34 protein-coding genes are annotated in these 24,371 nt (G+C 68.1%); 6 read left to right on the forward strand and 28 right to left on the reverse strand.

The features are described from left to right. Nucleotides 1-184 precede the first annotated feature (184 nt). The 24 genes from SSMG_RS42385 to SSMG_RS43425 all read right to left on the reverse strand — a co-directional run bounded on the left by SSMG_RS42385 (nt 185) and on the right by SSMG_RS43425 (nt 12,026). Complete coding sequence (locus SSMG_RS42385; RefSeq protein WP_009076958.1) at nt 185-604, reverse strand: DUF6221 family protein; 420 nt, start codon at nt 602-604, stop codon at nt 185-187. 11 nt (nt 605-615) lie between these two features. Continuing rightward, nucleotides 616-1,140: a hypothetical protein gene (locus SSMG_RS14545; protein ID WP_009076960.1), complete on the reverse strand. Its 525-nt coding sequence runs from the start codon at nt 1,138-1,140 to the stop codon at nt 616-618. After that, complete coding sequence (locus SSMG_RS14550; RefSeq protein WP_009076961.1) at nt 1,137-1,409, reverse strand: hypothetical protein; 273 nt, start codon at nt 1,407-1,409, stop codon at nt 1,137-1,139. The genes SSMG_RS14545 and SSMG_RS14550 overlap by 4 nt, the downstream gene beginning before the upstream one ends. 11 nt (nt 1,410-1,420) lie before the next feature. Then, the gene (locus tag SSMG_RS14555) at nt 1,421-1,657 is read right to left on the reverse strand and encodes a hypothetical protein (RefSeq protein WP_009076963.1); all 237 of its coding nucleotides are present in this window, start codon (nt 1,655-1,657) and stop codon (nt 1,421-1,423) included. Next, nucleotides 1,650-2,183 carry a hypothetical protein gene (locus tag SSMG_RS14560; RefSeq protein WP_009076964.1) on the reverse strand — a complete coding sequence of 178 codons (534 nt, stop codon included), beginning with the start codon at nt 2,181-2,183 and terminating at the stop codon, nt 1,650-1,652. Before SSMG_RS14560 ends, SSMG_RS14555 begins: the two co-directional genes overlap by 8 nt. Beyond that, nucleotides 2,180-3,037, reverse strand: a complete 858-nt coding sequence (locus tag SSMG_RS14565; RefSeq protein WP_009076966.1) for a DNA adenine methylase — start codon at nt 3,035-3,037, stop codon at nt 2,180-2,182. The genes SSMG_RS14560 and SSMG_RS14565 overlap by 4 nt, the downstream gene beginning before the upstream one ends. Then, nucleotides 3,034-4,296 (reverse strand): hypothetical protein, encoded by a 1,263-nt coding sequence (locus SSMG_RS14570; RefSeq protein ID WP_037713678.1) that lies wholly within the window; start codon nt 4,294-4,296, stop codon nt 3,034-3,036. The genes SSMG_RS14565 and SSMG_RS14570 overlap by 4 nt, the downstream gene beginning before the upstream one ends. Beyond that, nucleotides 4,289-4,498, reverse strand: a complete 210-nt coding sequence (locus SSMG_RS14575; RefSeq protein ID WP_009076969.1) for a hypothetical protein — start codon at nt 4,496-4,498, stop codon at nt 4,289-4,291. Before SSMG_RS14575 ends, SSMG_RS14570 begins: the two co-directional genes overlap by 8 nt. Beyond that, entirely contained in the window at nt 4,495-5,325 is an 831-nt protein-coding gene (locus SSMG_RS42390; protein ID WP_158688031.1) for a helix-turn-helix domain-containing protein, read from the reverse strand. Before SSMG_RS42390 ends, SSMG_RS14575 begins: the two co-directional genes overlap by 4 nt. Nucleotides 5,326-5,439: 114 nt before the next feature. Then, nucleotides 5,440-5,754, reverse strand: a complete 315-nt coding sequence (locus SSMG_RS14585; protein ID WP_009076973.1) for a hypothetical protein — start codon at nt 5,752-5,754, stop codon at nt 5,440-5,442. Next, the gene (locus tag SSMG_RS47625; protein WP_009076975.1) at nt 5,751-6,035 is read right to left on the reverse strand and encodes a DUF6011 domain-containing protein; all 285 of its coding nucleotides are present in this window, start codon (nt 6,033-6,035) and stop codon (nt 5,751-5,753) included. Before SSMG_RS47625 ends, SSMG_RS14585 begins: the two co-directional genes overlap by 4 nt. Beyond that, nucleotides 6,032-6,271 (reverse strand): hypothetical protein, encoded by a 240-nt coding sequence (locus tag SSMG_RS14590; RefSeq protein ID WP_037713679.1) that lies wholly within the window; start codon nt 6,269-6,271, stop codon nt 6,032-6,034. Before SSMG_RS14590 ends, SSMG_RS47625 begins: the two co-directional genes overlap by 4 nt. Then, nucleotides 6,268-6,531 carry a hypothetical protein gene (locus SSMG_RS14595; RefSeq protein WP_037713681.1) on the reverse strand — a complete coding sequence of 88 codons (264 nt, stop codon included), beginning with the start codon at nt 6,529-6,531 and terminating at the stop codon, nt 6,268-6,270. Before SSMG_RS14595 ends, SSMG_RS14590 begins: the two co-directional genes overlap by 4 nt. After that, nucleotides 6,528-6,740, reverse strand: a complete 213-nt coding sequence (locus SSMG_RS14600) for a hypothetical protein (RefSeq protein WP_158688032.1) — start codon at nt 6,738-6,740, stop codon at nt 6,528-6,530. Before SSMG_RS14600 ends, SSMG_RS14595 begins: the two co-directional genes overlap by 4 nt. A gap of 8 nt (nt 6,741-6,748) precedes the next feature. Continuing rightward, nucleotides 6,749-7,135 carry a hypothetical protein gene (locus SSMG_RS14605; RefSeq protein WP_009076981.1) on the reverse strand — a complete coding sequence of 129 codons (387 nt, stop codon included), beginning with the start codon at nt 7,133-7,135 and terminating at the stop codon, nt 6,749-6,751. Next, nucleotides 7,132-7,551, reverse strand: a complete 420-nt coding sequence (locus SSMG_RS46130; protein WP_050788182.1) for a hypothetical protein — start codon at nt 7,549-7,551, stop codon at nt 7,132-7,134. Before SSMG_RS46130 ends, SSMG_RS14605 begins: the two co-directional genes overlap by 4 nt. Next, complete coding sequence (locus SSMG_RS42395; protein ID WP_009076984.1) at nt 7,548-8,171, reverse strand: ERF family protein; 624 nt, start codon at nt 8,169-8,171, stop codon at nt 7,548-7,550. Before SSMG_RS42395 ends, SSMG_RS46130 begins: the two co-directional genes overlap by 4 nt. Beyond that, complete coding sequence (locus SSMG_RS42400) at nt 8,171-8,926, reverse strand: hypothetical protein (protein ID WP_050788183.1); 756 nt, start codon at nt 8,924-8,926, stop codon at nt 8,171-8,173. The genes SSMG_RS42395 and SSMG_RS42400 overlap by 1 nt, the downstream gene beginning before the upstream one ends. After that, nucleotides 8,923-9,336, reverse strand: a complete 414-nt coding sequence (locus SSMG_RS42405; RefSeq protein WP_050788184.1) for a hypothetical protein — start codon at nt 9,334-9,336, stop codon at nt 8,923-8,925. Before SSMG_RS42405 ends, SSMG_RS42400 begins: the two co-directional genes overlap by 4 nt. Then, nucleotides 9,333-9,551, reverse strand: coding sequence for a hypothetical protein (locus SSMG_RS14630; protein ID WP_037713688.1), 219 nt, complete (start codon nt 9,549-9,551; stop codon nt 9,333-9,335). The genes SSMG_RS42405 and SSMG_RS14630 overlap by 4 nt, the downstream gene beginning before the upstream one ends. Beyond that, complete coding sequence (locus tag SSMG_RS14635; protein WP_037713690.1) at nt 9,548-9,751, reverse strand: hypothetical protein; 204 nt, start codon at nt 9,749-9,751, stop codon at nt 9,548-9,550. Before SSMG_RS14635 ends, SSMG_RS14630 begins: the two co-directional genes overlap by 4 nt. Nucleotides 9,752-10,527: 776 nt before the next feature. Next, on the reverse strand, nt 10,528-10,824 hold the full coding sequence (locus SSMG_RS45370; RefSeq protein WP_158688033.1) for a hypothetical protein: 297 nt from the start codon (nt 10,822-10,824) through the stop codon (nt 10,528-10,530). An 8-nt stretch (nt 10,825-10,832) separates the two neighbouring features. Next, nucleotides 10,833-11,594: a phage antirepressor KilAC domain-containing protein gene (locus SSMG_RS42410; protein ID WP_199785909.1), complete on the reverse strand. Its 762-nt coding sequence runs from the start codon at nt 11,592-11,594 to the stop codon at nt 10,833-10,835. Nucleotides 11,595-11,774: 180 nt separating this feature from the next. Beyond that, nucleotides 11,775-12,026 carry a helix-turn-helix domain-containing protein gene (locus SSMG_RS43425; RefSeq protein WP_158688034.1) on the reverse strand — a complete coding sequence of 84 codons (252 nt, stop codon included), beginning with the start codon at nt 12,024-12,026 and terminating at the stop codon, nt 11,775-11,777. A gap of 136 nt (nt 12,027-12,162) precedes the next feature. Here SSMG_RS43425 and SSMG_RS14650 point away from each other — a divergent pair, with 136 nt between their 5' ends. Together SSMG_RS14650 and SSMG_RS43430 are read left to right on the forward strand one after the other, a co-directional pair. After that, a complete protein-coding gene (locus SSMG_RS14650) occupies nt 12,163-12,699 on the forward strand; it encodes a hypothetical protein (protein ID WP_009077004.1) in 537 nt (178 codons plus the stop codon). A gap of 127 nt (nt 12,700-12,826) precedes the next feature. Then, the gene (locus SSMG_RS43430) at nt 12,827-15,343 is read left to right on the forward strand and encodes an MFS transporter (protein ID WP_009077007.1); all 2,517 of its coding nucleotides are present in this window, start codon (nt 12,827-12,829) and stop codon (nt 15,341-15,343) included. 139 nt (nt 15,344-15,482) lie between these two features. On the opposite strand, the gene SSMG_RS14660 is transcribed toward SSMG_RS43430, so the two are convergent. From SSMG_RS14660 to SSMG_RS14670, 3 genes are all read right to left on the reverse strand, one after another. Further along, nucleotides 15,483-16,934, reverse strand: a complete 1,452-nt coding sequence (locus tag SSMG_RS14660) for a recombinase family protein (protein WP_050788187.1) — start codon at nt 16,932-16,934, stop codon at nt 15,483-15,485. Between the two features lie 110 nt (nt 16,935-17,044). Next, nucleotides 17,045-17,842 carry a helix-turn-helix transcriptional regulator gene (locus SSMG_RS14665; protein ID WP_037713695.1) on the reverse strand — a complete coding sequence of 266 codons (798 nt, stop codon included), beginning with the start codon at nt 17,840-17,842 and terminating at the stop codon, nt 17,045-17,047. A gap of 350 nt (nt 17,843-18,192) precedes the next feature. Continuing rightward, nucleotides 18,193-18,756 carry an ABATE domain-containing protein gene (locus SSMG_RS14670; RefSeq protein WP_009077013.1) on the reverse strand — a complete coding sequence of 188 codons (564 nt, stop codon included), beginning with the start codon at nt 18,754-18,756 and terminating at the stop codon, nt 18,193-18,195. 82 nt (nt 18,757-18,838) lie between these two features. Here SSMG_RS14670 and SSMG_RS14675 point away from each other — a divergent pair, with 82 nt between their 5' ends. Then, on the forward strand, nt 18,839-19,993 hold the full coding sequence (locus SSMG_RS14675) for an epoxide hydrolase family protein (RefSeq protein ID WP_009077015.1): 1,155 nt from the start codon (nt 18,839-18,841) through the stop codon (nt 19,991-19,993). A gap of 4 nt (nt 19,994-19,997) precedes the next feature. On the opposite strand, the gene SSMG_RS14680 is transcribed toward SSMG_RS14675, so the two are convergent. Then, nucleotides 19,998-21,863, reverse strand: coding sequence for an FAD-binding monooxygenase (locus SSMG_RS14680; RefSeq protein WP_009077017.1), 1,866 nt, complete (start codon nt 21,861-21,863; stop codon nt 19,998-20,000). Between the two features lie 133 nt (nt 21,864-21,996). On the opposite strand from SSMG_RS14680, the gene SSMG_RS14685 reads away from it, so the two are divergent. From SSMG_RS14685 to SSMG_RS14695, 3 genes are read left to right on the forward strand one after another with little or no spacing between them, the layout of a single operon-like run. Then, nucleotides 21,997-22,653 (forward strand): IclR family transcriptional regulator, encoded by a 657-nt coding sequence (locus SSMG_RS14685; RefSeq protein WP_050788188.1) that lies wholly within the window; start codon nt 21,997-21,999, stop codon nt 22,651-22,653. 37 nt (nt 22,654-22,690) lie between these two features. Beyond that, complete coding sequence (locus SSMG_RS14690; RefSeq protein WP_009077019.1) at nt 22,691-23,695, forward strand: D-cysteine desulfhydrase; 1,005 nt, start codon at nt 22,691-22,693, stop codon at nt 23,693-23,695. After that, nucleotides 23,692-24,369: an aspartate/glutamate racemase family protein gene (locus SSMG_RS14695; protein ID WP_009077022.1), complete on the forward strand. Its 678-nt coding sequence runs from the start codon at nt 23,692-23,694 to the stop codon at nt 24,367-24,369. The genes SSMG_RS14690 and SSMG_RS14695 overlap by 4 nt, the downstream gene beginning before the upstream one ends. Nucleotides 24,370-24,371 lie beyond the last annotated feature (2 nt).

The following is a 24,371-nucleotide window of genomic DNA, read 5'->3' on the forward strand; positions in this document are numbered from 1 at the left end:
GAAACATCGCATGATCGACAGGGGCCTGTCAAGCTGGCCTAACTGGGTTTTCGATCGCGTCGTCGCGGCTTCCGCAACCCTGCTCGTCGCTCCATGTCGTTCCAGTTCATCCACGGGATGACGAGATAGAACCCGAAAATCGCCACTACCAGCAGAACAACAACGATCGACAGGACAATCGCGATCACAGTCGCCACTCCTCGCGGTAGTCCGGGTGATCGGCGTCTGGAAGGGCGAGCAGGCGCAGCGGAACGGTCAGGTCCGTGATCGATGCACGGTCCGCCGGTTCGCCGGGGTCGAGCGACGCGATGGTCTCGACGCAGTGCTCGATGATCTGCCGTTTGGCGTTGATCTCGTCGAGCATCCGCTTCGGGCTGAAGTGTGCGATGTGCGCGCGGTAGGCGTCGCCGAGTTCGCCCCGGTGCGTCCCCGCGACGTAGCCGAGATGACCGTAGGCCAGCTTGTTGTCCCGGATCGCTGCCGGGTCGACATGGACCGCGCAGGGCACGGTGTCGACCCACGGAACCGGGCCGCAGGCGCGAGCACGCTGCTCGGCTTCGGCGATCCGTGCACGCAGGAACGTGATCTGGGGGTCGTGGTCCACAGTGGCGCTCCTCAGGCTGCGTGGGCGGCGTGCAGGTCGAGTATGGCGAGGACGTCGGCGAGACAGTAGCGGCCGTGCTCGTCCGGGGTGATCTGGCCGCGGTGCCGCCACAGCCGGACGCGGGCCGCGCGCACCGGCGTGCCCCAGCCGCGGGTCTCGTGCTCGATGTCGGCGGGCAGCAGCCAGGTGTTCTCGACGTAGCGGCGGGCCGCGGCGACGGCGTCCGCGCGGGAAAGCCAATCGCCGCACTCCCGGCATTCGGCCGAAACCCGGTCGAACTCGCAGTGCACCGGGTTCCCGCACGCGCACAGCCCGAGCGGGACACGGGCCGGTCGTTCGATCAGGTGCAGCGCTTCCTCCTCCAGGTCGAGGTATTCGCGGCCGGCGGCGTACCGGAGCTGGTCGCGGAGTTCGAGCGCGTCGAGGTCGATCGGGGGCGCGCTGGCGTACCCGGTTTTCGTGCCGATCGCGCCCGGGTGGCGGGTGACGGCGGTGCGGTGGACGACGTGGTCCAGGAGGCTCAGAACGTCGGTCATGGTTGGCTCTCCCCCGTTGGCTTGATGACGGTGTCGAACTGGCGGACCGCTTCGGTGGCGGAGCGGAGCGATTGCTCGAAGCCGCGAAGCGCAGTCGCGAACATCTGGAGCGGTGTCGGCACGGAAGCCAGGCCGCCGGGCCGATAGCCGATGTCGACCGGGTCCCAGAGCCCGGTTTCTTCGGTGTGCTGCAGGCAGTTCGGGGTGCCGTTGAGCGCGAAGTTCGGGCACTCGCCGTCGTCTCGGTTGCTGCACAAGGGTTGCTGCATGGTGAGCCTCCTCAAAACGGCGGTTCGTCGGGGTTGACGCCGCGGCGGGCAGCGCGGCGGAGCTTGACGTTGGAGACGCGGCGGCTGACGTTCTGCCACCACCACACCTGCCAACGGGGCGGATCACACGAGCGGCAGCCGTGGTCGTTGCAGGCGTAGCAATCCGGCTCCAGCTTCGGTGGTGGCCGGTCGTCGTCCCAGTCCTCGAACCATTCGTCGTCGACGTCGTCTCGCCAGTCCTCAGCCACGGTCGGCCTCCTCCGGCTGGTGCTCGACGACCTGGCCGTGAGCGTGGTTGCGGAGGAAGTCCTGCACTGCCTCGTGATCGGTACGTTTGATGATGGCGTACGGCCATGGATCGCACTGCCAGCATTCGAGGACGATCTGGTTGAGGTCTTCCTCGTCTTCCCGAGTTGTCACGTGGTCGGGCACGGTCCAGCCGAGCAGCGTGCGCGGGGCTGAACTCCCAGTCTGGGGCGAACTGGGAGTTCGCTGGGAGTTCGGTTCCTCGCGGACCGGCTCGCGGTCGAGGAGGGCGAGCGCACTCCAGTCGGCGAGCCACGCACGTTCCATATCGGCCGGTGCGTTTGCGGACTCCAGACCTTCGGCTGCTTCCTGGATCAGGCGCGCGGCACGCTGCAGCAACTTGCGCAGTACCTTGACGTCGCCGAGCTTGACGGCGTCGGCGCACGGGCGTTCGTCGCCTCCCCTGTACAGGTGATGCGTCGGGCACCACCAGAAGTTCGGCACGCGCGGGGTGTCGGCGTCGGTCATTGGGCTTGCACCTCGGTTTCCTTGCGTGCGGCATCGAAGCTCGCCTCGTCGAACAGGGTTGGTGCCGGGGTTCGGTTGGACCACAGCACTTCGGTGCGTCCCTGCCGGGTGCCGCCTTGCCCGGTCATGGTGTCGATACGGGTCACGTGCCAACCTGCGTACAGCTCTTCGTAGAGCGGCGAGTCGTAGCCGGACAGCACGACCGCGGCTTTGCAGGCGCGGAGTACAGCGGCGAGGTCGCGGTGCTCGACCTCGGTTTTCATCTCGTGCCGGTAGCCGCCGGAGTACCGGGTGCTGCCGAGGTACGGCGGGTCGACGTAGAGCATGACGTTCGGGCTCTGGCCGTAACGGGCGATCAGCTCCAGCGCAGGCTGACACTCGAGCGAAACACCGGCCAGGCGTGCCGCCGCCGGGGCCATCCGGTCGACGTATCCGGCAAGGTATCCGGGCATGGACGCGCTCGAACCGGCCGGGTCGACGTAGTGACGCCACCCGGTGCGCAGCAGTGTCCCAGTACGGGACTGGGACAGCCGCACCCACACGCGGCGAGCACGTTCCACTTCGTCGGGGACCTCGAGGCCTGCCGCGTAGGCCTCGAGGAACTCGGCGCGCGCGTGCGGAGTGAGCGCACAGACTCTTGCCAGCTCCTCAGGCTGCTCGCGCAGCACCCTCCAGAACGTCATCAGGTCGCCGTCGATGTCGTTGACGGTTTCCATCCGACTCCGCGGCTTGGCCAGCAACACGGCGAGGGATCCGCCGAAAGGCTCGACGTAGTGCTCGTGCGCCGGGAACGCGGCCGCGATCTGCTCAGCCAGCCGCGTCTTCCCGCCGAAGTAAGCAAACGGCGGCTTCACCGGTCGGCCTCTGCGTCCGGCTTCGTCTCGCCGGCCGGTTCCTCGTGGTCTTCGCTGATGCGGTAGGAGTCGGCGACGGAGTCCCAGGGCGACGGGGCCTCGCGGTATTCGATGCGGGCGAGGAGACCAGCCGCGGCGAGCGCCCGGGCGATGCCGGAAGCGTCGGTGTCCGCCAGGTGATCCCATGCCTCCTTGGTGACGCCGAGCCCGGTTACGTCGCCGATGACCCGCGCGACCTCGTCGAGCGGATCCACCTCCCGCGCCGGTTCCTCGCGGTCCGTGACGGGCGCGGGGGACGCAACAGCATCGGCGATCTCGTCGAGGAGGTCGACCGCGACGGTCGTCGAGTCCCAGCGAGCCAGCACCGCGCGCACCTGGTCGAGCTTCGCTCGGGCCTCGTCACGCTCGATGGTGCGTTCGCGCAACGTGTTGTGCGCCTGAGTGAGCTGATCTTCAGACTCGTCACGCCCGCGCAGGGCCCGGAGCGCGCGGTCGTTGGCCTCGCCGATCATCCGGTTCATCTCCGACAGCTGCGCCTCCGCAGCCTCGGCGCAGGCGCGCTCGGCTTTGAGTTCGCGCTCCACCTCACCAGCCCGCACGATGATCCGCGCCATGGCACCGAGGGAACCTGAGTCGATCGAGGTTTCCCGCTTCACGCCGCTCGTGATGTCGGCGGCGGCCTTCTGCGCCAGCGTCTCAACCGACCACGAATGGTGGTCGTCGTTGTAGAGCGGGCCGAGGTGCAGCTGTACCGCGTCGCACTGGCGCTGCGTTTCGCGGTGGAGCCACTCGCGCGACTCGTCTAGCGCTTTCCGCCCCTTCCACGCCCGGTTGTACGTCTTCGCTGCTTCCCACCACGACGCGGCACGCTGCCGGACGTCGCTTTCGGCCTCCCAGTCCTGCCGTTGGGTTTCGAGCAGCGGGTGGTCGTAGGGAAGCTCGCTCCCTGCGTCGAGCCCGTTGGTGTAGCCGTGCGAATAGGCACGGCGCTCGTCGTAGGTCGCTTCGTCCGGCGAGTACCTGGCGGTGTGCCGACCCTCGTCTCGGCGTGCCGTTTCCGCGCCCGCATTAGGCCGCTCGCTGGCGGAAAGGTCCGGTCCGACCAAACCCATGCCACGCAGCAGTTGCCGCAGCTCACTGCCCAGCTCGATCGAGGCAGCGTTGAATCCGTCGGTCAGGGCCCGGACGATTTCGCCGAAGCTAGCCGTTCCGCCGGGCTGGCTCGGCCGCTCGCTGGCGTTCTCGGGTTGTTCAGGCATCCGGGTCTCCTTCGGGGTTTCGGGGCTCCTGGCGGAGCTGGTCGGCATCGAGCAGCGCGCGGCGGCGGTTGTCGCGCGACAGCTGCGGGCGGCAGATCAGGCACGGGCGCAGCGGCGGATCGGCGTCGCGGTCGAGGAACCCGTTGTCGCACTGGTGCTCGCCGGGCTCGATCGGCTCGCCGGTGCGGTCGAGGTTGCTCACGACGCCTCCAGGGCTCGTCGGCAAAGCGGGCAGGTGGGTTCTCCGGTGGCGGGGTCGGTGTGCGCGGACAGGCCGTGCAGACAGCGCACGCGCGCGGTGGTGGGTTGCGTTCCCAAACCGGTTTCGGACGGGTCCACTTCGGACGGTGAGTTCGCTTGATCGTTGAGACGGCCCGCTTGCGGGTCGTCTCGTCGCAAGGGGGTCCGGGGGGCAGCGTGGCCCCCGGTGACGGTTCCTGGTGGTTCCTGAGGGTTAACTGATGGTTCGGGTGGCGTTCCGTGCCGGACGCCGGGATTCTGCGTGCCGGACGCCGGGACGCAGAGTGCCGGACGCCGGGATTCTGCGTCCCGGACAACGCACTCTGCGTCCCGGACATCCGTAGCTTGTCCAGCACTCTCCGTCCCGGACAACCGCTCGTGTCCGGGATTCTCCGTGCCGGACAAGGGATCGTGTCCGGCATTCCGCGTCCCGGACACAGCGGCGGCCGCCGACCGCGCACGACGCGCCGCACGCGCCGCCGTCTGCCGCCGCTTCGCCTCCTCCGCCTCGGCCTCCAGGAACACCCAATCCGTATTCGGACGCGTCACCGACAAATGCAGCTTCCACCGCGTGCACCCGTTGCGCGCCACGCCGTCCCGCTGGACCAGGCCAGCCTCTTCCAACCGCCGCAGGGCGCGCTGGATCGTCCGCTCGTCCAGCCCGGTCGCGTAACGGATGTGCAGCACCGAAGGGAAACTGTTCCGGCCGTCCACCGCGGCGTGCTCGGCCAGCTCGATCAGCACCAGACGCGCGGTGCTGTCGGTCTTGCCCTTCTCGGTCACGGGCATCGGGGCATCGTGGAGCGCCCAGCTCACGGCTTCGTGGCTCACCATGGCCCCCTTTCGTTCTCGTGCAGGCGGTGCGCGGCCCCGGCCGTATCGGGAACGACCGGGACCGCGGGATCAGGAACCGAGGTCGTCGAACGCTTTCTCCATCTCCAGCGGGAGTTCCACCCGCCCGGTGCGGCGCTCGTACGCTCGGCGCAGCAGCCGGCGCAGCTCTTTCGCGTCGGCGGTGTGGCCTTCGAACCCTTCGATCGCGCGGATCCGCGCGGTGGGCACGACGTCGCCGCTCTCGACTTTCGTGGTGATCTTCGTGCAGTCGACCAGCGCGACGATGACATGCGCGCTCTCGGGATTGTCGACCAGCGCGGCCGCGATCCGCGCGATGCCGTTGCGGTCGTCGGCGGGCAGGCTGCCGCTGAGGGTGACGCTCATCTGATCTGTCCTTCCCGGACGGTGGCGACGGGGCGGGGGTCATCGTGTGCGGACACCGAATCGACGGCGGGCACGGTTGCCTCCAGGGGTAGCGGGATCTGGTTGGGGTCGGCCGGGTGGTGGTCGACGGTCCGTACGGCGGCCGGAAGCGTGGCGCCGCCGCGGGGTTTCGGTGCGGGCGGACCGAACTCGCGCCGGAAGCACACCGGCCCGTACCGGCGCTGCTTGCTCGCCTCGTCGCGCAGCGGGCGACGGCATCTCCTGCACGCGGGCGCGGTCATGACGCCCCCGGCAGGTCGAACAGCACCAGCTGCGGCGGCGCGGCCCCGGCGGTCAGCGGGCCGTCGTGGGCGAGCAGTACCGGCCAGTGCCGGAGAGGGCTCACCCCGCCGCCTCGGAGGAACCAGTGCAGGCCGCCGGGGCTCCGCCCGTACACGGCACCGGACGCTCCGCGCACCTGCCGCACCTCGTTGTTCGGCGGCTCCGGGTCGCCCGTGCGGAACACGCGGCCGGTCACGCGACCGCCGCCGGGCGCAGCCGCTGACGCGGGTTCGCGCGCCACAGCAGCAGTTCCGCGGTCGGCTGGTCGGCCGGGACCATCGCGGCGAGCAGCACGACCATCGCGCGGGCGCCGGTCAGTGGGTCGCCGTAGGCCATCTCCGCGTCGGCGAGCATCGCGTCGACCATCAGCGAGTCGTCCCGGCGCACCGCGCGCACGAGCTTTCCCGCGGACTCGACGAGGGTGTCGAGGTTGCGATCGCCGGTGAGGGCACTCATTTCGGCACCCGCTTCCGCCGGTTGCGGGACGTCGCGACCCACTCGAAGTCCTGATCGATCAGGCCGAGCTGTCGCAGGAACATCACGGCCTCGGCCTGGTCGCGCGACTCCAGCTTCACCCGCCGCACGCACGCGTCGATCTCTTCCTGGCTGCCCTTCTCGATCGGGCCGTCCAGGTACTGGCGGCCCTGCTCGGTCGGGGTCCTCAACTCGCCGCTCACTCGGCACCGACCGGGTCCAGGGCCGGGAGACCGACCACGTTGTGGCGCAGGTACTCCTCGACCTCCCCGGCCAGCACGCTGCCGACGAGTTCGGCGCGGCGCATCCGCTCCCCGTCGCTGGTGACCCACACGTGCAGCACGTGCCCGGACATCAACCGGCCCTGCGCGTGCAGCAAACCCGAGGACCGGGCGTAGCTGGCCGACGCCACGATCTGCAGCCCGTCGAGATGCGCCACCCACGCCAGGAACCCGTCGAGGTCGTGGTCCCGCAACGTCAGGTTCGTCTGCTCCGCGGAGACGTCGAACTGCTTGAACGCCTCGCCGATCCGCCACCGCTTGGCGTGCTCGACGACGTGCTGCAGCATGTCGAGACTCGTGATCATGCCGCGTCCTTTCTCTGGTGGTAGTCACCGGCGTTGTCGAGGCACACCGCGCCCCATTGCCAGTGCAGGAACGGGATCTCGTCCGGTGTCCGGAGATCCCAGGAGTGGATGAGCCAGCCGTCGTCGTAGTACTGGGTGCGGGTGTTGGTGACCCGGCCGTGGCAACCGGCGACACCGTCCCCGCAGAGGGCGACGATGTTCGCCGGAGACCACGGACCGAACTTCCGGGTGAGCCGGTGGTGCATCGACTGCACCGGCCGCTCCCCGCAGATCTCGCACACCCCGCCGCTGCGGGCCGCGACGATCTCCCGGCACTCCCGCTCGGACATCACCCGGTCGCACAGCTGGCACGCCAGCACCGGGCGGCCGCCGCGGCGCTCGGTGACCCACGCGTGCAAGCACGCCGGCGAGTTCATTTCCTCCCCCGCTGCATCGTCTGCTTCGGCCGGAGATGAACGGCGAACCCTTTCAGCGCCTCGACGTCGGCGGCGGTGATGTCGCCCCCGCCGTTCCACTGCGCGAACTCGTCCTGCAGCTGCGAGAAGTCGTCGCCCTCGCCGATCCAGCCGCGGTTCTTCGCCTCGGCCCAGATCGAGTCCTTCAACTCCCGCTCGGTGCGCTCCCGGGACTGCATCGCCCGCTCGACCTGCGCGGCGTCCTGGTCGTCGTTCGCCGGGGCCACGCCGGTGACCGCGCACAGCGCGTACCGGCGGGCGTAGGTGATCGCGGAGCCGATCTCCTGCGGGCGCGACGCAGCTGGCAGCGGATAGGTGCCTTCCAGCATCTCTCCCGAGACGTGCCGCAGCTGGTACCGCATAACGAACTTGCCGTCCTCGACCGTGGGGCGGGTGGTCCAGGCTAGGCCGACCTTCGACAGCAGCGGCAGCACGGCGGCCGAGATGTCCGCTAGGTCGGCGTAGTTGTAGGTGTAGCTGCCCTTGTCGGACTTGACCGTGGCTTTCTGGTCTTTGCCGATCGACGGGAGCGCGGCCTGCAGCTCGGTCAGCGCCCGGGTGAGTTCGCTCTGCTCGGCCATCACGCGACCTCCCGCACGAGAGGTTCGCCGATCAGCTTCCGCAGCTTGTCCGACTGGACGTTGGCGAGGTAGTTCGCCTTGGCGGTCAGGAACTTCTCGAACACGGCGGGCCCGGCGTCGACCGGCACCAGGTCGTAGGTGTCGGGCTGGATGTGCAGGATCAGCACCCGGTCCAGCTCCGGCATCGGCTGCTCGACGCCGTCGACCACGATCACCTCGGCGCCCCGGTAGGCCGCGCACTGCAGCGCGTACTCGCCGTAGACGCCCTTCGAGGTCTTGTAGTCCACCAAGCACACCCCGAGATCCGGGATGTCCTGGATGGAGTCGAGCCGCCCGGCGTACCAGTGGGTGCGGGACGCGACGATCGCTTCCTCGTGCAGCGAGGTCGGGTTCCAGTCCTCGATGTACTGCGCATAGCCGCGCACGTACGGCATCAGCTCGTCGGGGACCTCGATCTCCTCGCCCGCGATGTACCGCTCGGCCAGCGCGTGCACGGCGGTGCCGCGCACCGCGGCCGTGTCCCGCTTCTCGTTCGGAACGTCGGCGAGCATCTTCAACGCCGGGCCGTACCCGAAGCTCTCGATGCTCTCCGCGAGGGTCGAGATGTTGTCCAGCGCGTGCGCGGCAACGGTTTTCGCGGCCCACCGCGTGAGCACCCCGTCCTTCGGGATGCCCTTCAACGCGGTGGTCACGCTGGTCGCCCACCGGCCGTCGATCTTGTACCGGTGCGACGACTCGAAGAACTGGACGCTCACGCCGACATCTCCGCGAGCTTGGGCAGCAGCTCCTGCAGCTTCGCGGCGGACAGCGTGATCGGGCTGTCCTTGGCGAGCGGCTTCTGCAGCAGCGCACCGAGCGCGTAGGCGTGCGCCGTGCTGATCGTCTCGGAGATGCTGACCGCGCTGCCGCCGAGCACGAACGTGGTCTTCGCCTCGCCGCTGCCACCGTAGAACGAGAGACCGACAGTCACGTCGGCACCGAAGGCATGCGCCCACTGCGACAGCTTCTCGACGCCATCCCAAGGCTTCCACGACGTGCCGAGGAACAGGGACACCTCGTCGTTGAGGGCCATGAGGCCGCGCAGCTTCGGCAGGTGGTCGAAGGCGGGAAGTTCCTTCGCAACAGCGATCGCGCGGGCCGCGAAGGTCGTTTCGTTGATGCTCACAGGGTTCCTCCGATCGTTCCGGTGCCGCGCTGCGCGACGAACCGGGTGTAGATGCCGCCCATCTCCTGCCAGGTGGCCGCGTTCGCGGCGGTGCGGGCGTCGGCGAACTCCGCCGACGGGACGCAGCCGTCGACGTCCGCGCGCGCCGCCGGAGCCACGTACACCAGCACGGCGAGCGTGATCACTAGCAGCGCGCTGGCGGCGCAGCGCTTCACTGTCCGCTCCCCGGCTCGACCCACCTGCCGTCCAGGACGCTTCGCAGACCCCGCACGATCTCGGCCAGCTCCGGGTTCCCGGACCGCGCCGCCGCCTCGCCGTAGTAGCCGACCAGGCACGCGACTCGACCGCGGATGGCGTTGTTCTCCTTGCGCAAGGCGTCGATCGTGTCGAACAGCTCCTCGGTCGCCGCGCTCATCGCTTGCACCCGGCCAAACCGGCCACCGCAGCCACCACGGTGACGGCGACGATCCCGCCGAACCCCGCCAGCTCACAAGCCCGCCGCACACAAGAACCAGCCCCGCCGCACTCGCCCGGCGGCCGGTCGCCGACCACACGGATGCGCGCGGCCATCACACCCACACCCCGCCCCGCAGCAACTCCGGCGGCACGCACACCCGCACGGGCGCCCTATCCTGTGTTCCGATCATGGGAGATCACTCCTCCTGTGGTCGAGCCCGTTCCGGAGCCCGGCACGGCACCGGAACGGGTCCTGATTTCTTGCCGGGCCCAGACACCGGCTGCTTGGATGCCGCCATGGACATCGCGTCTCTTGTTGTCGCGGCCGCCGCGCTGCTCGTGTCGACCGGTTCGCTGTGGTATGCGCGCGGTCAGAAAAAGGCCGCGGATCGGTCGGCGGAAGCCTCGGAACGGTCAGCAGGATCGGCTGAACGTTCCGAGAGAACGGCAGTGGTCTCGGCCACCGCGGCGGCCGAAACGGTCAGCATCGAGCGAGACCGCCGCGCCGACGAGAAAGCTGAAGCGATGCGCAACCGCGTCCGCTGGGAGCTGAATCAAGCAAGCAAACATCGGTACGTGTTGAGGAACGCGGAACCGAGTCGGCATTCGGCGTCAGGATCGACGCGGGGACCGTGGAAGTTCGCAACTGGTCCGTGGGCAACGAGTTCCCCGACCGCCACACTACGGAATTCCTGCTCGTCCACCGTCCCGGCGACACCGCCGGCTCCGTGGACATCATCTGGCACCACCAGCCTGATCTGAGCGACGAACCTCAGCGGCAGAACTATCCGGTCTAGTCCGGGCATCGACCGCCGACGCCCGCGCGAGGGCCGCATCAGCGCGCTTGCGCGCCTTGCCCGTGCCGACGGCGTAGCAGAAAGCGCCGCAGGCGGACGCGACGCTCACCCCCAGATAGACCCAGGTGATGACCGTCCTCCACGGATCGCCCAGCACCAGCCCCGCGACGAAACTGCCCGCGAACGCCGCGCCGAAGACCCACGCGACCGCCCGTTCCCTTGACGTCACCGTCATTCCTCCCCTCACGCGGCCGGGCGGCGCGTCTTGGCCAGCCGGGCCTTGATCAGCTCGATGCCGCGCGCGGTCACCCGCAGCGTGTAGTGCGAACACGTCCCGAAGACGTGCTCGACGACGTGTTCCTTCGCGACGAAGTGGTGCGCGTACTGCGCGTAGAAGTCGTAGGAGACGACGCCGCACACAGCGTGCTTCGAGTAGATCAACCCCTCGTTCACCAGGAACCGGCGCAGCTCGCCCTCCCGCATCCCCAGCAGCTTCGCCACCTCACGCACCAAACGCGTGCTGCCGTCCGCGACCAGGAACGTGTCCGCCAGATCCGCTTTCGGCTCCAGCTCCGCAACACGCTGCTCCGCGGCCTCCAGCTCCCGCGTCTGCTTCGCCGCCAGCTCCAACGCCTCCGCATAAGACCGCGGGATCTCGAACCGCTGCGCACGGGTATCGACCACCCCCGTCTCCCGCAGCTGCCGCAGAATCGCCTTCACCCGCGACTTCAACGCCTTCGCCGACGGCAACGTCGAACGGAAGATCAGTTCCCAGATCCCGTCCTCGAAGATGACGGCGACCCGCTGGCGACCGCCAGGGGTTTCGGTCTCGGCGAAACCCTTTTCGTCGGCGTCCAAGCTGTCGAGCGCGTTCTTGGTCTGCCGGTAGCCCATCGCCTTCGCGAACGGACCAGCCACCACATACGCCCGGCCGTCCTCAGCCAGCCCAAAATGCTCGACCACCAAACCGTCACCAGCAGCCGTGAAGATGTCCAACTCAGACACCGCGATCTCCTTGGAGGCGGCAAGCAGGTTCGCGTCCGGGCGCGGCATTTTCGCTGGCTGCCTGCCGGGCAAGCGCGGTACGAATAATGCGTGCGGCGCGGGCGAGTGTTGCCACATCATGAATCGCGAGGTCTCGGTCAGGCTTTCCGTCTGGCTGGCAGAGTTCATCCCGCTGCCGAGTCATGCGACAGCCTGATTCTCATCCAAAAGCGCATCTACATCGATTCCGAGCGCTTCGACGATTGCTTTTAAGTCTCTAGGGTTCGGGCGACGCTCGTCGCGTTCGAACCGTGAAATCTGGCTCCGGTCAATGGGCCGCCCTAACGCGGCACATCGGTTGGCGAGGTCCTGTTGGTACATCCCCTGGCGCTGCCGCTGGGCGCGAAGCAGGCGACCGCTAAACGGCAAATCGAGAGTTTGCATGCGTGGCATGGAGTGAACTTTACGACACAAAGCAACACATAGCAACACCAAACTGAGCATGCGCTGTGAAGTGTTCACTCCTGCAGTCACGTGAGGAGCTGCGTGTGTTGTAACGTGTTGCTATGTGTCAACTAGGGGGGCAGTGATGGACGACTTCCATGCCCAGCTGATCGAGGACCTCGGCAACAAGCGCATGGACCGCTACCTGAAGTGGACGCACGTCGCGCGCGAACTGAACATCACTCCTCAACACCTCCTTCGGATTCGGCAAGGGAAGGTGCCAATCACCGAAGACGTAGCTGCGCGTTTCGACGTATTCCTTGAGCGGCCGCGCGGAGACACATGGAACCGCCTTCAGCGCGTGTCGCGCTCGAACGCGGACGACTCCGAGGCCGGCGAGCCTAACCCGGCCACGACGCCGAGCGGTGACACGAAGATGAGGCTATTTCTCATCGTGGCGAAGGATCCGCCGCAGGAATGGCCGGCCGACATGAGGTCGCAGGTAGCGGGGATGTCAGTATCGGACATTACCGAGGTAGGCCGTTCGCTCGGTCGGCAGTTTGGGTCCGAGATGGAGCTTCAGTTTCTGCTGGCGGCACTGAACGTGAAGAAGCAGGCCGTGGCGGCGCGTGAGCAAGATGCGGCGGATGTGGCCGAAAACGGCGCACCTGACCGACGTTAGATGCCCCATGCATGGGTGATGTTGTGGAGGTTCGCTCAGATCGCACGTACAGTGACGAGAGGGACACTCGGAGTCCGTAGCGCTCCTGAGGACTGCGCGCGGGTGCTTCGAAGGACATGGGGGACGAATGAGTCGGCCGGGCAGCGTGGCGGGGTTGATAGCGCCGCTTCGCGTTCGCGAATTCCGGACGCTGTGGGCGGCCGAGGTTTTGTCTCAACTCGGGGACCAGGTTGCGCGAATAGCGTTGTCGTTGCTGGTTTTCACTCAGACGGGCAGCGCCGTACTCACCGGTCTTACCTACGCCTTGACCTATGCTCCGGCCCTGGTCGGCGGCCTATTGCTGTCTGGCCTCGCCGACCGGTACCCCAGGCGTGCGGTGTTGATCACAACCGATCTTGTCCGCGCTGCGCTGGCCGCCACGATGGCGATCCCGAATGTCGCTCTGCCAGTGTTGTGGGCATGCGTCGCCCTTCTCAGCGTGGCCAGTGGCCCGTTCAAGGCGGCGCAGAGTGCCTTGCTCCCCGCGGTCCTGGGGGATCGGCTGTACCCGGCCGGAATCGCTGTCCGCCAAGCGACAGTGCAGACGGCGCAGTTGGTTGGGTTCGCAGGCGGAGGCGTGCTACTGGGTTTCGTTGGGCCTAGTATCGCCATGGTAATCAATGCGGCTACGTTCTTGACGAGCGCCGTGCTTGTGGTGGTTGGCGTTAAGTCGCGCCCGACGCCAACCGCTTCTCCTGTTTCGCCGAATAGCGGCCGGACGGCCAGCAGGTTATCCGGGATGACATGGCTCTATTTTCTCGTGGTGCTCCTTGGATTCTCGGTGATACCTGAAGGGCTCGCCGCTCCATTCGGTCATCAAATTGGTTCAGGTGCGCTTGGAGTCGGGCTCCTGATGGCTGCGGACCCCGTAGGTAGTGTGGTCGGGGCGTGGATTTCGACTCGATTCGCCCGGCCCGCGACAATGCTCACAGCGTCATGGTTCGCGGCAGCCGGAGCATTCGCCCTCATATTCCTGTGGCCTGCGCCGCGCCTCCCGGTCGCACTCCTGATCGTCAGCATTTCCGGTATGCTGGCGACCGTTTGCCTTGTCCAGCTCCAGGCCATCGTGGTGCAGACTGTGCCAGATTTCCAGCTCGGCCGTGCATCTGGACGCATGTCCGCGCTGATGTCCTGCGCACAGGGCGGAGCCGTGGCTCTCGGGGGAGTCGCAGCTGCGGGGATCGGGCCAGCCCGCGCTATAGCTGCCACGTCGGCGATCGCAGGCGCGCTCGCGATTGCGGCAGGCTGCGCGTGGAAACTGGCGCGCTCCCGCCGTGGCGAGAGCGCGCCTCGTCCACAGCGTCACCACTCACGACCGCGCACCGGACGCACCTCCTCCGGAGAACCCGATTCCAACCGCGACCAGGCTACAGGGAGTGCTGAGGTGCACGACACCGTATCAGCGCGTGGATTACGCTCCGCAATCGCCCGATGGCGATTCTGGGAACTGTCCGCACGGGCCCGTGCTTTCATAGTCGCCGTCGATGTCGCCGCGGTCGCCGCAACTGCGGCGACCGCCATCAACACACACATTTCGCACGAGGCGCTGACCAACGCGGCCATGCTGACCGGTCTTGGTCTGTGCGTCGCGGAGGTCGGCCGACGCGCCGAAACCACACGTCGGATGCTCGCAGGTGCACCGCACTTCAACATGGCATCTGTCTGGATCTTCGCCGTCACCCTGGCCACAACACCCGTTCTGGGCAGCGTCTGCGCCGTCCTCCTCTACGGTCACCTCTGGCTGCGGACCACACGATCAGTGTCCGGGGCGGCCCTGTATCGCACCACATTCAACGGCGCAGTGATGATCCTCTCCACCCTGGCCGCCGCTGTGGTCCTTTCCGAGCCTCCCGGCGCGCTCCTGGCCCTGACGAGGCCGCTTGACGCCCTGGAGCTGCTGCTCGCAGTCCTCGCGTTCTGGGGCGTCAGCCTTGTGCTGGTCGCCATCGCGATCGTCATCGACACCGGCCGCGCGCCGCTGCGTGACCTGGTCGCGAATTGGACCGACAACTTGCAGGAAATCGCGACGCTGGTGCTGGGGGTCATGACGGCCGGATTTACCCTCCGGCTGCCGTTAGCGCTCGTCGCGATTCCCATCATGGTCTATTTCGTTCACCGCAGCAGCGTGCTGCGGCAAATAGAAGAAGCGACCGCGCTCGATCCCGATACCGGCTTGCTTACCCTGCCAAGCTGGCACCGGGCGGCCACCCGAGCGCTCGCCAACGCCGAACGCCACGCCGGGGCAACAGCCATCGTGACAGTCGATATCGATTGCGGAACGAACGAGGCCGGGGACGTCCTGATGCTCGCGGTGGCCGATGCGGTGAGGAGCGAGGTGCGAGCACCCGACCTGGTGACCCGGCTCGGCGGAAACGAGTTCGTCATGCTGTTGCCCGAAACGAAGACCGACGACGCAGCACGCGTCGGTGACCGAGTCGCAGACGCAGTCCGGGACATCTCGGAAAACCTCGAGGTCTGCGTGGGAGTCGCTGGCTCCTCCGACGAGGGCCACAGCCTTGACGACCTGCTCATTGCCGCCGAACGCAACCGCGCAGGGCAACAAGCCATCGCCGCGCTCCAACGCGAACTCCGCAACTACAACTGACCGCGCGTCCTGTCAGAACCGAGCCAACTGCCGTGGGCGGTCGGGTCGCATTGCCGCCTGCTCAGAGATGGCTTGGGAGGGCTTGCTCTTTCGGACGTATTCGAAAGGCAACGCCAGCATCAGCCGGTGGGGGGGTGCGCTAGCGCCGCCGCCACTCGATATCGACGCGACGATCGTCGAAAACCTTACTGCCCCTCAAGATCGCGCGATACAAGACGACGCGCTCGACGAACATCCGGACAAACCCCCGCCGTTCGTCGAGCGTCATCTTTGGCCACGCTTCGCGTGTAAGCGCGATGTTGGGCAGGGCCGCGCGCGGAGCGGGCAGCGCGGCAAGGTCACTCATGAGGTTTCGCTTCTGAGCATCGAGCGCTGTACGTGCCTCCCGCCATTCGCTCATCGTCAGCGCACCGGGCGTCGCCCACTCGGCGGCCAGCTCAAGGCGCGCACTGTCAAGATCGGACAGTGCTCGCGTCAGCTGGTCCCGCTGCTCCGCGTGATCGTCGCCGCCGAGATTCCTGAGAAAATCCGTACTGTCCAACTTCTCCCATAGTTGATCGAGTACGTACTCATCGACGCCCGCCATGACCGCGGCAACACATCCTCTGCCGCCCTTGACATTGTGGCAGAAGAAGTAAGGCTTCGGCTCGCGCGGCGGCTTGCCCGGCACCGGCTTGACCGTCTTCATGGACCCAATCAGAGGTGCGTTGCAAACGCCGCAGACAATCAGGCCTCCTGTCAACAAATACTTACGGCCGGTGGAGCCGGTCAGGCACGCTTCGCTCACCTCGTAGGGGCCGCGGGCACCCGCCACTCGGCGGGGCCGCGACAGCTTCGCGCATACTGTGCGCCACGTTGGCACGTCGAGGATTTCTTTCCAGTTGCCCTGGCCGACAACCTCGCCCCGGTAGACACGCAACCCGGCAATCGCCGGTGTCGTGAGGAAGGCCTTCACGGTCGCCCCCGTGATCGTGCCGCCCCGCGCACTGCCTACGTTCCGAGTGCGCATGTCGAGCGCGATGCTCTTCATCGACCATCCGGCAAGCACACGCTCGGCCGCCTGTCGAATCTCGGCCGCCTGCTCGGGCACGATCTCGAATGTTTTGCCCTCGCGCCGGTAGCCGAAGGGCAGCGCTGCCGGCGCGTTGCCGCGGGCCGCGTTCGTCGCGAGCTTGTCGTTCACCCGCTGGCGCAGCTTGCGAACCTCCCGGGCGTTGAACACAGCGCGGATGTCCGCGACCTCGGAATCGACGTGCACAATCCCCTCACGGCGCGTGTGAAGTTCGGTTATGCCGCCTGAGACCAGCTCCTGCGCCAGCTGAAACCAGCGAACAGGGTTGCGCTCAAGCCGCCCCTGCTCGGCACACCAGATCTGCGCGACCTCGCGTCGCCCTACTGCGGCTCGCAGCCTGTCGTACTCCGGTCGGATCACGTCTTCTTTCTCGCCGCTGAACCCGTCCTCTGCGAAAACGACGATCGGCACGCCCGGCCAGACTCGGGCGCAGTACTCGCGCCCTTGCATGTCTTGATCCTCGATCGAGTCGGGGCTCGAAATGGATATGCGCAGGTAGAGGGCGATATACGGGGTCACGTGACGAGTCTGCCTTAGAGTGCGGCTTGACGACAAGCGCCCTTGCGCGTGCCGACCAATACTCGAACTCCAGGCATGCTTTCTCCCTGACAACGGCCCTGTGACCTGGTCTAACCTAACCTCGCCAGCCGCGCGCCGCCTCTCCATTCTTGCGCTCCCGCCGACGCCAGCGGCGGCAGCGCGACGAGCACCGGAGGCGACCACGAGGGCGCGACCTCCAACCGGACGTCCTGGCGCAGCGGCTCCGGCCCGGCCCGGATCCGCACCGGCCGGGCGGCCGAGCCGACCGCCTGCACACTCGGCGCGAGCTGCGCGCGCGGACCGGCGGCCGAGGGCAGCGCGCAGGCCAGCAGCCGGTAAGTGCCCGGGGGCACGCCGACGAGCGCGTACTCCAGGTCCGGCCCGAGCAGGGAACCGCTCACGGGGACGCCGCGCGCCGACGTCGCGGCGAACAGCCCGACGTACACCGCCGGATCCCTGCCGAGCGCGGCGACCGCGGCCGGGCTCAGCAGCGCGCGCCCGGTGACCGCCCCGCCCGCGCAGTCCGGTCCCGCCACCCGCACCGGTTCCGGCGGATGCTCGGCGAGCAGGCTCGGCAGCAGCCGGAACCGGTGCGGGCTCACGCCGACCGCCGCGGTGAACCGCGTGGTGAACGTGCCCGGCGCGGAGAACCCGACCTCGTGGCAGATGTCGACCACTTTCTCGCCGGTGTCCAGCAGCAACTCCTTGGCGAGCTGGAAGCGTTGTGCGGCAAGGAATTTCCCCGGAGGCAGGCCGATCTCCCGCTCGAACGCGCGCGCCAGGTGGAACGGGCTGTACCGGACGTGGTCGGCCACGTCCTCGAGCGTGAGCTGCCGGGTGCGTCCGGCGGCCAGGAACCTCGCCGCCTCGAGCACGGCGTCCCGCATGTGCACACCTCCTCGGATGTGCCGCCATGGTAAATCGGGGGACCGACAATTCCCGGGCGTCGGCCGCGCGCGGGCGGTGGACGAGACGAGCGCGGATCCGGAATCGAGGAAGGTCCGGGCGTCAACGGTTACCAGATCGACGGCCACATCGGACCGCGGGCACAGGACAGCACGTACCGTGAGGACGGGGAGCGGGCCAGGAAATCAGCTGCCGCCGTTTCGCGGCCGCCGGCAGCGGTGACGGTTCCGTTGAGGCGCAAGATTTCTCCGCCGCTGGGCAGCAGGATCGCGAACGAACTGGCTTGGTCGCGTTGCTCCAGCCTGATCGCTCGGCAAACCCGGCGTGCAGGTCACTTCGCTGCGGCGCGGTTCGCGTTGTAGCGCGCTTTCTTCTGCCGGTTGCCGCACGTGTTCATGTCGCACCACCTGCGTGTTCGGCTCTGGCTGGTGTCGAAGAACGCGGCCTGGCAGGTCGGCGAGGCACACAGGGCCAGCTTTCCGTCGCGTTCGCCCGAGATGATGCTGATCGCGTCGGCGGCGATCACTCCGAGGGCGTCTTCCACCGCGGTAGCCGGGCTGAGCTGCCAGCGCCGCTTGCCGTCCGGGGTCAGGACCGCCGCGGCCCGGCCCTGCGCGCTGCAGGCATTGATGATTTCGACCGCAGGAGCGGGCAGAGGCTCGTGGAGCGCGGCCGCGGTCGCGGCGGCGTGGATCGATTCCCGGAGTTCCCGGGCGAGTTCGAGCTGCTCGGTGGTGCAGGACTCCACGGCGAGACCGCTCACCGCCAGCCAATCGGCGAGCCGCTGCGGGGTCGGAATGCGCTCGACGGCATCGCCGCAACGCTCGGTCCGCGTCGCCGTGAAGCTCGTCGCGAGCACGGTGCCGAGGCGGAAGTCAGGGAACCCAGCAGGCATGGAACCAGCTTAGCCGGTTGCGCTCAGGCGCGGGCGACTGATAGAACCGGCTAAGCCGGTTCCACGCAAGCTAGGAGGACTCATGACCGCTCTGACCAGCGAAATAGAGGCATTCGAAGCCCGCGCGACGGACGCTGACCTCGACGATCTGCGGGCGCGGCTGGCCGCGGCGAGGCTTCCGGAGGCCGAGACGGTGCACGGCTCGCGCCGATGGGACCAGGGCGTTCCGCTCGCCGATCTGGTGGATCTCGTCACCTACTGGCGTACCGAATACGACTGGCGCGCGTTTGAGGAGCGCCTGGACCGGATCGGGCAGTACCGGACGGTGATCGACGGCCTGGGCATCCACTTCCTGCACCGCCGGTCCCCGCGCGCGGACGCCACGCCGTTGATCATGACGCACGGCTGGCCGGGCAGCGTCGCGGAATTCATCGATATCGTGGACGACCTGGCGGAACCGGCCGACCCGAGCGCCCCGGCGTTTCATGTCGTGGCCCCGTCCTTGCCGGGTTTCGGGTACAGCGACAAACCGGCCACCACGGGGTGGGGAACGGAAAAGATCGCCGCCGCGTGGGTGGAACTGATGGGCCGGTTGGGATATCACGAGTTCTTGGCGCACGGCGGCGACTGGGGCGGCAACATCACCACGGTTCTCGCCGGCCGCTTCCCGGAGCGGGTTCTCGGTGTCCATACGCTGTTCGCGGAGGGCCCGCCCGGGCTGTCGACCGACGGGCTGACCGCGGAAGAGCGCCGGTGGACCGAGGAAACCCGGCATTTCTGGCGGCATCGCTCGGCGTACGCGAAGCAGCAGGCGACGAGGCCGCAGACCATCGGGTACTCGCTCGTCGACTCGCCGGTCGGGCTGCTGGCTTGGCTCGTGGACAAATTCGCGGAATGGTCGGATACCGAGGACAGTCCATTTGAGACAATTTCGCGCGACCGCGTTCTGGACGACGTCACGTTGTACTGGCTGACGCGCTCCGGTGCGTCGGCGGCCCGGATTTACTACGAGAGCCACAATTCGCTGGATCCGGAGCTGCGCGTGGACGTTCCGGCGGCGGTCACCATGTACCCCCGCGATACCGAGAAAACCCCTCGTCCCTGGGCGCAGGAGCGGTTCCGGCAGATCGTCCGGTGGCGGGAACCCGCACGGGGCGGGCATTTCCCGTCGCTGGAGGTGCCGGAGTACTTCGTCCGGGATCTGCGGGAGGGGCTCGCCGCGGTATTGCGGGGGTGACCGGCTATCCGGCGCTGAAGATCGGCGCGAAGAACGCGGTCAGTTCGGCGGTGGCGGTGAGGGGGAGGACGTTCGCGACGTACTGGTCGGGCCGGACCACCACCACCGCGCCGTCGGGCGAGATTCCGCGGGCGGCGAAGATGTCGTCCGCCGGGTCGGCCGCATAAACCTTCTCGTAGTCGATCAGCGAGAAGGGGCCGGTGCGGGGCAGGAAGATCTCCGGGACCTCGCCGAGATCGACCTCCTCGTACGGTTGCGGGTAGATCACCTTGACGTCGAACCAGGCGTCGACGTCCAAGTCCTTGGGCGTGTGCGCCACTACCGGGGAGTCCGGGGACTTCCCCAGCCAATCGGCGAACTCGGCCACCTGGGCGGCGGGGCCGAAAACGTAGACGCGCCAACGGCCGTCGGCCTGGGCATGGTGTCCTAAGTGGACCAGGTTGGCGTCGCAGACCCGCATGACGGGAGCGGATTTGAAGCGTTTGCCGATCGGGAATCCGGTTGCCAGGTCCTGGTGTTCCGGCGCGGCGATGAGGACCGAGGGCTGGTAACAGGTCATGAATCCGGACGGGAACTCGAAGGTCTTCACGTAGAACTCTTCCAGTTCCGCCGGATCGGCCAGGTCTTCCGGCCGGGCCGCCATCAGGGCCGACCATTCCTTGTCGAAGTCGATGAGGTTCTTCGCGATCAGCTGGCGTTCCGCGGAATAGGTGGCCAGCAGCGGGGCGGGACCGCGGCCGTCGAGGACGTGGCCGAGTTTCCAGCCGATGTTGAAGCCGTCCTGCATCGAGACGTTCATGCCCTGTCCGGCTTTCGCGCTGTGCGTATGGCAGGCGTCGCCGGTGATGAAGACGCGCGGCAGCCGGTCTTCCCCGACAGGGACGTCGTCGAATTTGTCGGTAAGGCGATGGCCGACCTCGTACACGCTGTGCCAGGCCACGTTCTTGACGTCCACAGTGTACGGACGCATGATCGCGTTGGCGCGCGCGATGATCTGGTCGATCGTGGTCTTCCGGACGGCTCCGCGGTCGTCCTCGGACACCTCGCCCAGATCGACGTACATCCGGAACAACGAGCCGCCCTCGCGGGGAATCAGCAGGATATTGCCGCCGTCGTGGGACTGGATGGCGCATTTCGTGCGGATGTCCGGGAAATCGGTGACGGCGAGGACGTCCATCACGCCCCACGCGTGCAACGCCTGATCGCCGACGAGCTTCCGCCCGATCGCCTCGCGCACCGCGCTGCGGGCGCCGTCGCAGCCGACCACGTATTTGGCGCGGACCACCCGGTCCTCGCCGGTGCGCGGGCCGGCGGTGTGCCGCAGTGTGACGGTCACCGGGTATTCGTCGCCTTCGGCGATGGCCAGCGACTGGAATTCCAGGCCGAAATCGGGCTTCATCCGGCTCGGCGAATGGGCCATGTACTCGGCGAAATAGTCCTGCACGCGGGCCTGGTTCACGATGAGGTGCGGGAATTCGCTGATCCCGGTCGGGTCGTCGGGGACGCGCGACGAGCGGACGATGCGCTTCGGGTCGGCGGGATCGGGCTTCCAGAAGGACATCGTGGTGATCCGGTACGCCTCCTCGACGATCCGGTTCGCGAACCCGAAGGCCTGGAACGTTTCGACGCTGCGCGCCTGGATCCCGTCCGCCTGCCCGACTTCGAGCCGTCCGCCTCGGCGTTCGACGATGCGCGTGACGACGTTCGGGTACCGGGACAGCTGCGCGGCGGTGATCATGCCCGCGGGACCGGTGCCCACGATCAGCACGTCGACCTCGTCCGGCAGTTCCGCGGGCCGGTCGATCCCGGTTCCGGCGGCGGGGAGGACGCGCGGTTCGCCGGAAACGTAGCCGTGGTGGTGGAACTGCATGGATTTCCTCACCTCGCTGTGAGCGCCAAAGGGGACCGTGTTCGATAATAGAACTCGTTGTTCAATTATTGAGTACATCGATGCTAAGGTGGGCCGCTCCGGTGCACAAGACCCCGCGGGGAAGGACCGAGTCGTGACGGAAGCCAAGCAAGCGGCCGGGTCGCAGACGTTGTCGCGCGGGCTCACCGCGCTGGAAGTGCTCGCCGACGCCGACACTCCGCTGTCGATCGGCGAGCTGGCGGCACGGCTCGGGCTGCATCGGTCGATCACTTACCGCATCGTGCGCACGCTCGAGGACCACGGACTGGTCGTGCGCGGCGCGAACGGCGAACTGGAGCTGGGCGCACGGCTGGCGGCGTTGGCGCGCAACGTTTCCCGCGATCTTCAGTCGACCGCGCTGCCCGAACTGACTGTGCTCGCCAACGAACTCGGTATGACCGCGTTCCTCGCGACGCTCGACGGCGAGGATTCCGTCGTCACGCTGGCCAGCGTCGAGCCGCGGCAGGCGAAGGCGGCGGTGGCGCAGCGGCCGGGCACCCGGCATCCGATCACCGCGGGCGCCCCGGGGCGCGCGATCCTGCAGCAGTTGCGCGGGGAGAAAGCGCCGTACGAAACCAGCCACGACGAGGTGATCCCCGGGCTGTCGTCGATCGCGGTGCCGCTCGCGGTGCCCGGGCAGCATCCGGCCGCGCTCGCGGTGGTGTATTTGACCGGTCCGGCTGATATCTCTGCGATCGGGGCCCGGCTGGCGCGGGCGGCGGAGGCGATCCGGGCCGAACTGCATCCGTAGTAGACGCGGTGGACAGCGGCCGGGCGCGGGAAGCACGATGGCGTCCGTGGTACAGACGACGCGCTTCGCCCGCTTCCCGCTCGGACACTTCCCGACCCCGCTCGAACCGCTGGACCGGCTCACCGCGCGGCTGCGCGAACGGCACCGGGACGTACCGGACCTCTGGATCAAACGCGACGACTGCACCGGTTTGGCGACCGGCGGCAACAAGACGCGCAAGCTGGAATTCCTCGTCGGCGACGCGCTCGCGCAGGGTGCGGACACGCTGATCACCCAGGGCGCGACGCAGTCCAACCACGCCCGGCAGACCGCCGCGGCCGCCGCACGCGCCGGGCTCGGCTGCAAACTGCTGCTCGAACAACGCCAGGTGCGCGACGAGGAGTACGAGAACTCCGGCAACGTGTTCCTCGACGAACTGCTCGGCGCGGAGATCGTGGACCGAGTACCGGCCGGAACCGACATGTCAGCGGCGATGGAGGACGTGGCGGCCAAGCTGCGCGCGGAGGGACGGCGGCCGTACGTGATCCCGGGCGGCGGGTCGAATCCTATCGGCGCGCTCGGGTACGTCCAGTGCGCGCTGGAGCTGGACGCGGCACCGGTCCCGGTCGACTGGGTCGTGCACGCGACCGGCAGCACCGGCACCCAGGCCGGGCTCGTGGCCGGATTGCGGGCGGTGCACAGTCCGGCGCGGGTGCTCGGCGTCAGCGTGCGGCAGCCGGAAGCACGGCAGATCGACGCGGTGCACGGCCTGGCCGCCCGGACGGCGGAGTTGCTCGGCGCCGAGGTTTCCCGCGACGACGTGCTGGTGGACGACCGCTGGGTCGGCGAGGGCTACGGCGTGCCGACTCAGTCCATGGTGGACGCGGTGCGGCTGCTCGCCGAGACCGAAGGAATCCTGCTGGACCCGGTGTACTCGGGGAAGGGGTTCGCGGGCCTGCTCGGCGGGATCGAGGAAGGCCGGTTCGCCGCGACCGACCGCGTGGTGTTCGTGCACACCGGCGGTGCGGCGGGGCTGTTCGGCTACCGGTCGACGTTCCAGTGATCGCGGGCGTCCTCGGCGGCATGGGTCCCGCGGCGACCGCGGAGTTCTACGCGAAGCTCGTCGCGCGCACGGCCGCGGACCGCGACCAGGACCACCTGCGGGTGGCGATCTGGGCGGACCCGACGGTGCCGGACCGGGTCGCCGCGGTCCTCGGCGGAAGCACCGACCCGTACCCGGCTTTGCTTGCCGGGGCGGAAAAACTGCGCGATCTCGGCGCGTCCGTGATCGCGATCCCGTGCCATACCGCGCATTTCTTCCTGGACCGGCTGGCCGCCGACAGCGGGGTGCCGTTCGTCGACATGGTCGCGGAGACCGCGGAATTCCTCGCCGGACGGACGGGTCCGGTGGGGCTGCTCGGCACTCGCGGCACGATCGCCGCCGGGCTGTACCAGCGGCGAGTGCCCGCGGTCGAGTGGGTGGTGCCGTCCGAAGCGGGGCAGCGGGAAGTCGATGCCGCGGTCGCGGCGGTGAAGCGCGGCGAACTGGCGGACGGAGCGGCGCATTTCGACCGGGCGCTGGCCGACGTCGACACGCCGCTGTCGGTGCTGGCGTGCACGGAACTTCCGTTGGTGGCGGGGAAGTCCGCCGGAGTGCTCGACCCGACGGACCTGCTCGCCGACGCGGTGATCCGCCGCTGCGGCGGAAAACCGGTCGACGCGCGGGCGTCCGCCTGACA

The sequence above is a fragment of the Streptomyces sp. AA4 genome (assembly GCF_000158875.1).
In the GTDB taxonomy this organism is placed as follows: domain Bacteria; phylum Actinomycetota; class Actinomycetes; order Mycobacteriales; family Pseudonocardiaceae; genus Amycolatopsis.

Excerpts from the sequence above, each read along its gene's own strand:
- SSMG_RS47625 (WP_009076975.1), bottom strand. The coding sequence starts at position 6,035 with ATGACCGCGCCCGCGTGCAGGAGATGCCGTCGCCCGCTGCGCGACGAG.
- SSMG_RS46130 (WP_050788182.1), bottom strand. The coding sequence starts at position 7,551 with ATGAACTCGCCGGCGTGCTTGCACGCGTGGGTCACCGAGCGCCGCGGC.
- SSMG_RS14635 (WP_037713690.1), bottom strand. The coding sequence starts at position 9,751 with ATGAGCGCGGCGACCGAGGAGCTGTTCGACACGATCGACGCCTTGCGC.
- SSMG_RS14605 (WP_009076981.1), bottom strand. The coding sequence starts at position 7,135 with ATGATCACGAGTCTCGACATGCTGCAGCACGTCGTCGAGCACGCCAAG.
- SSMG_RS14595 (WP_037713681.1), bottom strand. The coding sequence starts at position 6,531 with ATGAGTGCCCTCACCGGCGATCGCAACCTCGACACCCTCGTCGAGTCC.
- SSMG_RS14560 (WP_009076964.1), bottom strand. The coding sequence starts at position 2,183 with ATGACCGACGCCGACACCCCGCGCGTGCCGAACTTCTGGTGGTGCCCG.
- SSMG_RS14545 (WP_009076960.1), bottom strand. The coding sequence starts at position 1,140 with ATGACCGACGTTCTGAGCCTCCTGGACCACGTCGTCCACCGCACCGCC.
- SSMG_RS14680 (WP_009077017.1), bottom strand. The coding sequence starts at position 21,863 with ATGCAGTTCCACCACCACGGCTACGTTTCCGGCGAACCGCGCGTCCTC.
- SSMG_RS14665 (WP_037713695.1), bottom strand. The coding sequence starts at position 17,842 with ATGCGGGACGCCGTGCTCGAGGCGGCGAGGTTCCTGGCCGCCGGACGC.
- SSMG_RS14670 (WP_009077013.1), bottom strand. The coding sequence starts at position 18,756 with ATGCCTGCTGGGTTCCCTGACTTCCGCCTCGGCACCGTGCTCGCGACG.
- SSMG_RS42395 (WP_009076984.1), bottom strand. The coding sequence starts at position 8,171 with ATGGCCGAGCAGAGCGAACTCACCCGGGCGCTGACCGAGCTGCAGGCC.
- SSMG_RS42390 (WP_158688031.1), bottom strand. The coding sequence starts at position 5,325 with ATGCCCGTGACCGAGAAGGGCAAGACCGACAGCACCGCGCGTCTGGTG.
- SSMG_RS14570 (WP_037713678.1), bottom strand. The coding sequence starts at position 4,296 with ATGCCTGAACAACCCGAGAACGCCAGCGAGCGGCCGAGCCAGCCCGGC.
- SSMG_RS43430 (WP_009077007.1), top strand. The coding sequence starts at position 12,827 with ATGAGTCGGCCGGGCAGCGTGGCGGGGTTGATAGCGCCGCTTCGCGTT.
- SSMG_RS14650 (WP_009077004.1), top strand. The coding sequence starts at position 12,163 with ATGGACGACTTCCATGCCCAGCTGATCGAGGACCTCGGCAACAAGCGC.
- SSMG_RS14675 (WP_009077015.1), top strand. The coding sequence starts at position 18,839 with ATGACCGCTCTGACCAGCGAAATAGAGGCATTCGAAGCCCGCGCGACG.
- SSMG_RS14690 (WP_009077019.1), top strand. The coding sequence starts at position 22,691 with ATGGCGTCCGTGGTACAGACGACGCGCTTCGCCCGCTTCCCGCTCGGA.
- SSMG_RS45370 (WP_158688033.1), bottom strand. The coding sequence starts at position 10,824 with ATGACGGTGACGTCAAGGGAACGGGCGGTCGCGTGGGTCTTCGGCGCG.
- SSMG_RS14550 (WP_009076961.1), bottom strand. The coding sequence starts at position 1,409 with ATGCAGCAACCCTTGTGCAGCAACCGAGACGACGGCGAGTGCCCGAAC.
- SSMG_RS14585 (WP_009076973.1), bottom strand. The coding sequence starts at position 5,754 with ATGAGCGTCACCCTCAGCGGCAGCCTGCCCGCCGACGACCGCAACGGC.
- SSMG_RS43425 (WP_158688034.1), bottom strand. The coding sequence starts at position 12,026 with ATGCCACGCATGCAAACTCTCGATTTGCCGTTTAGCGGTCGCCTGCTT.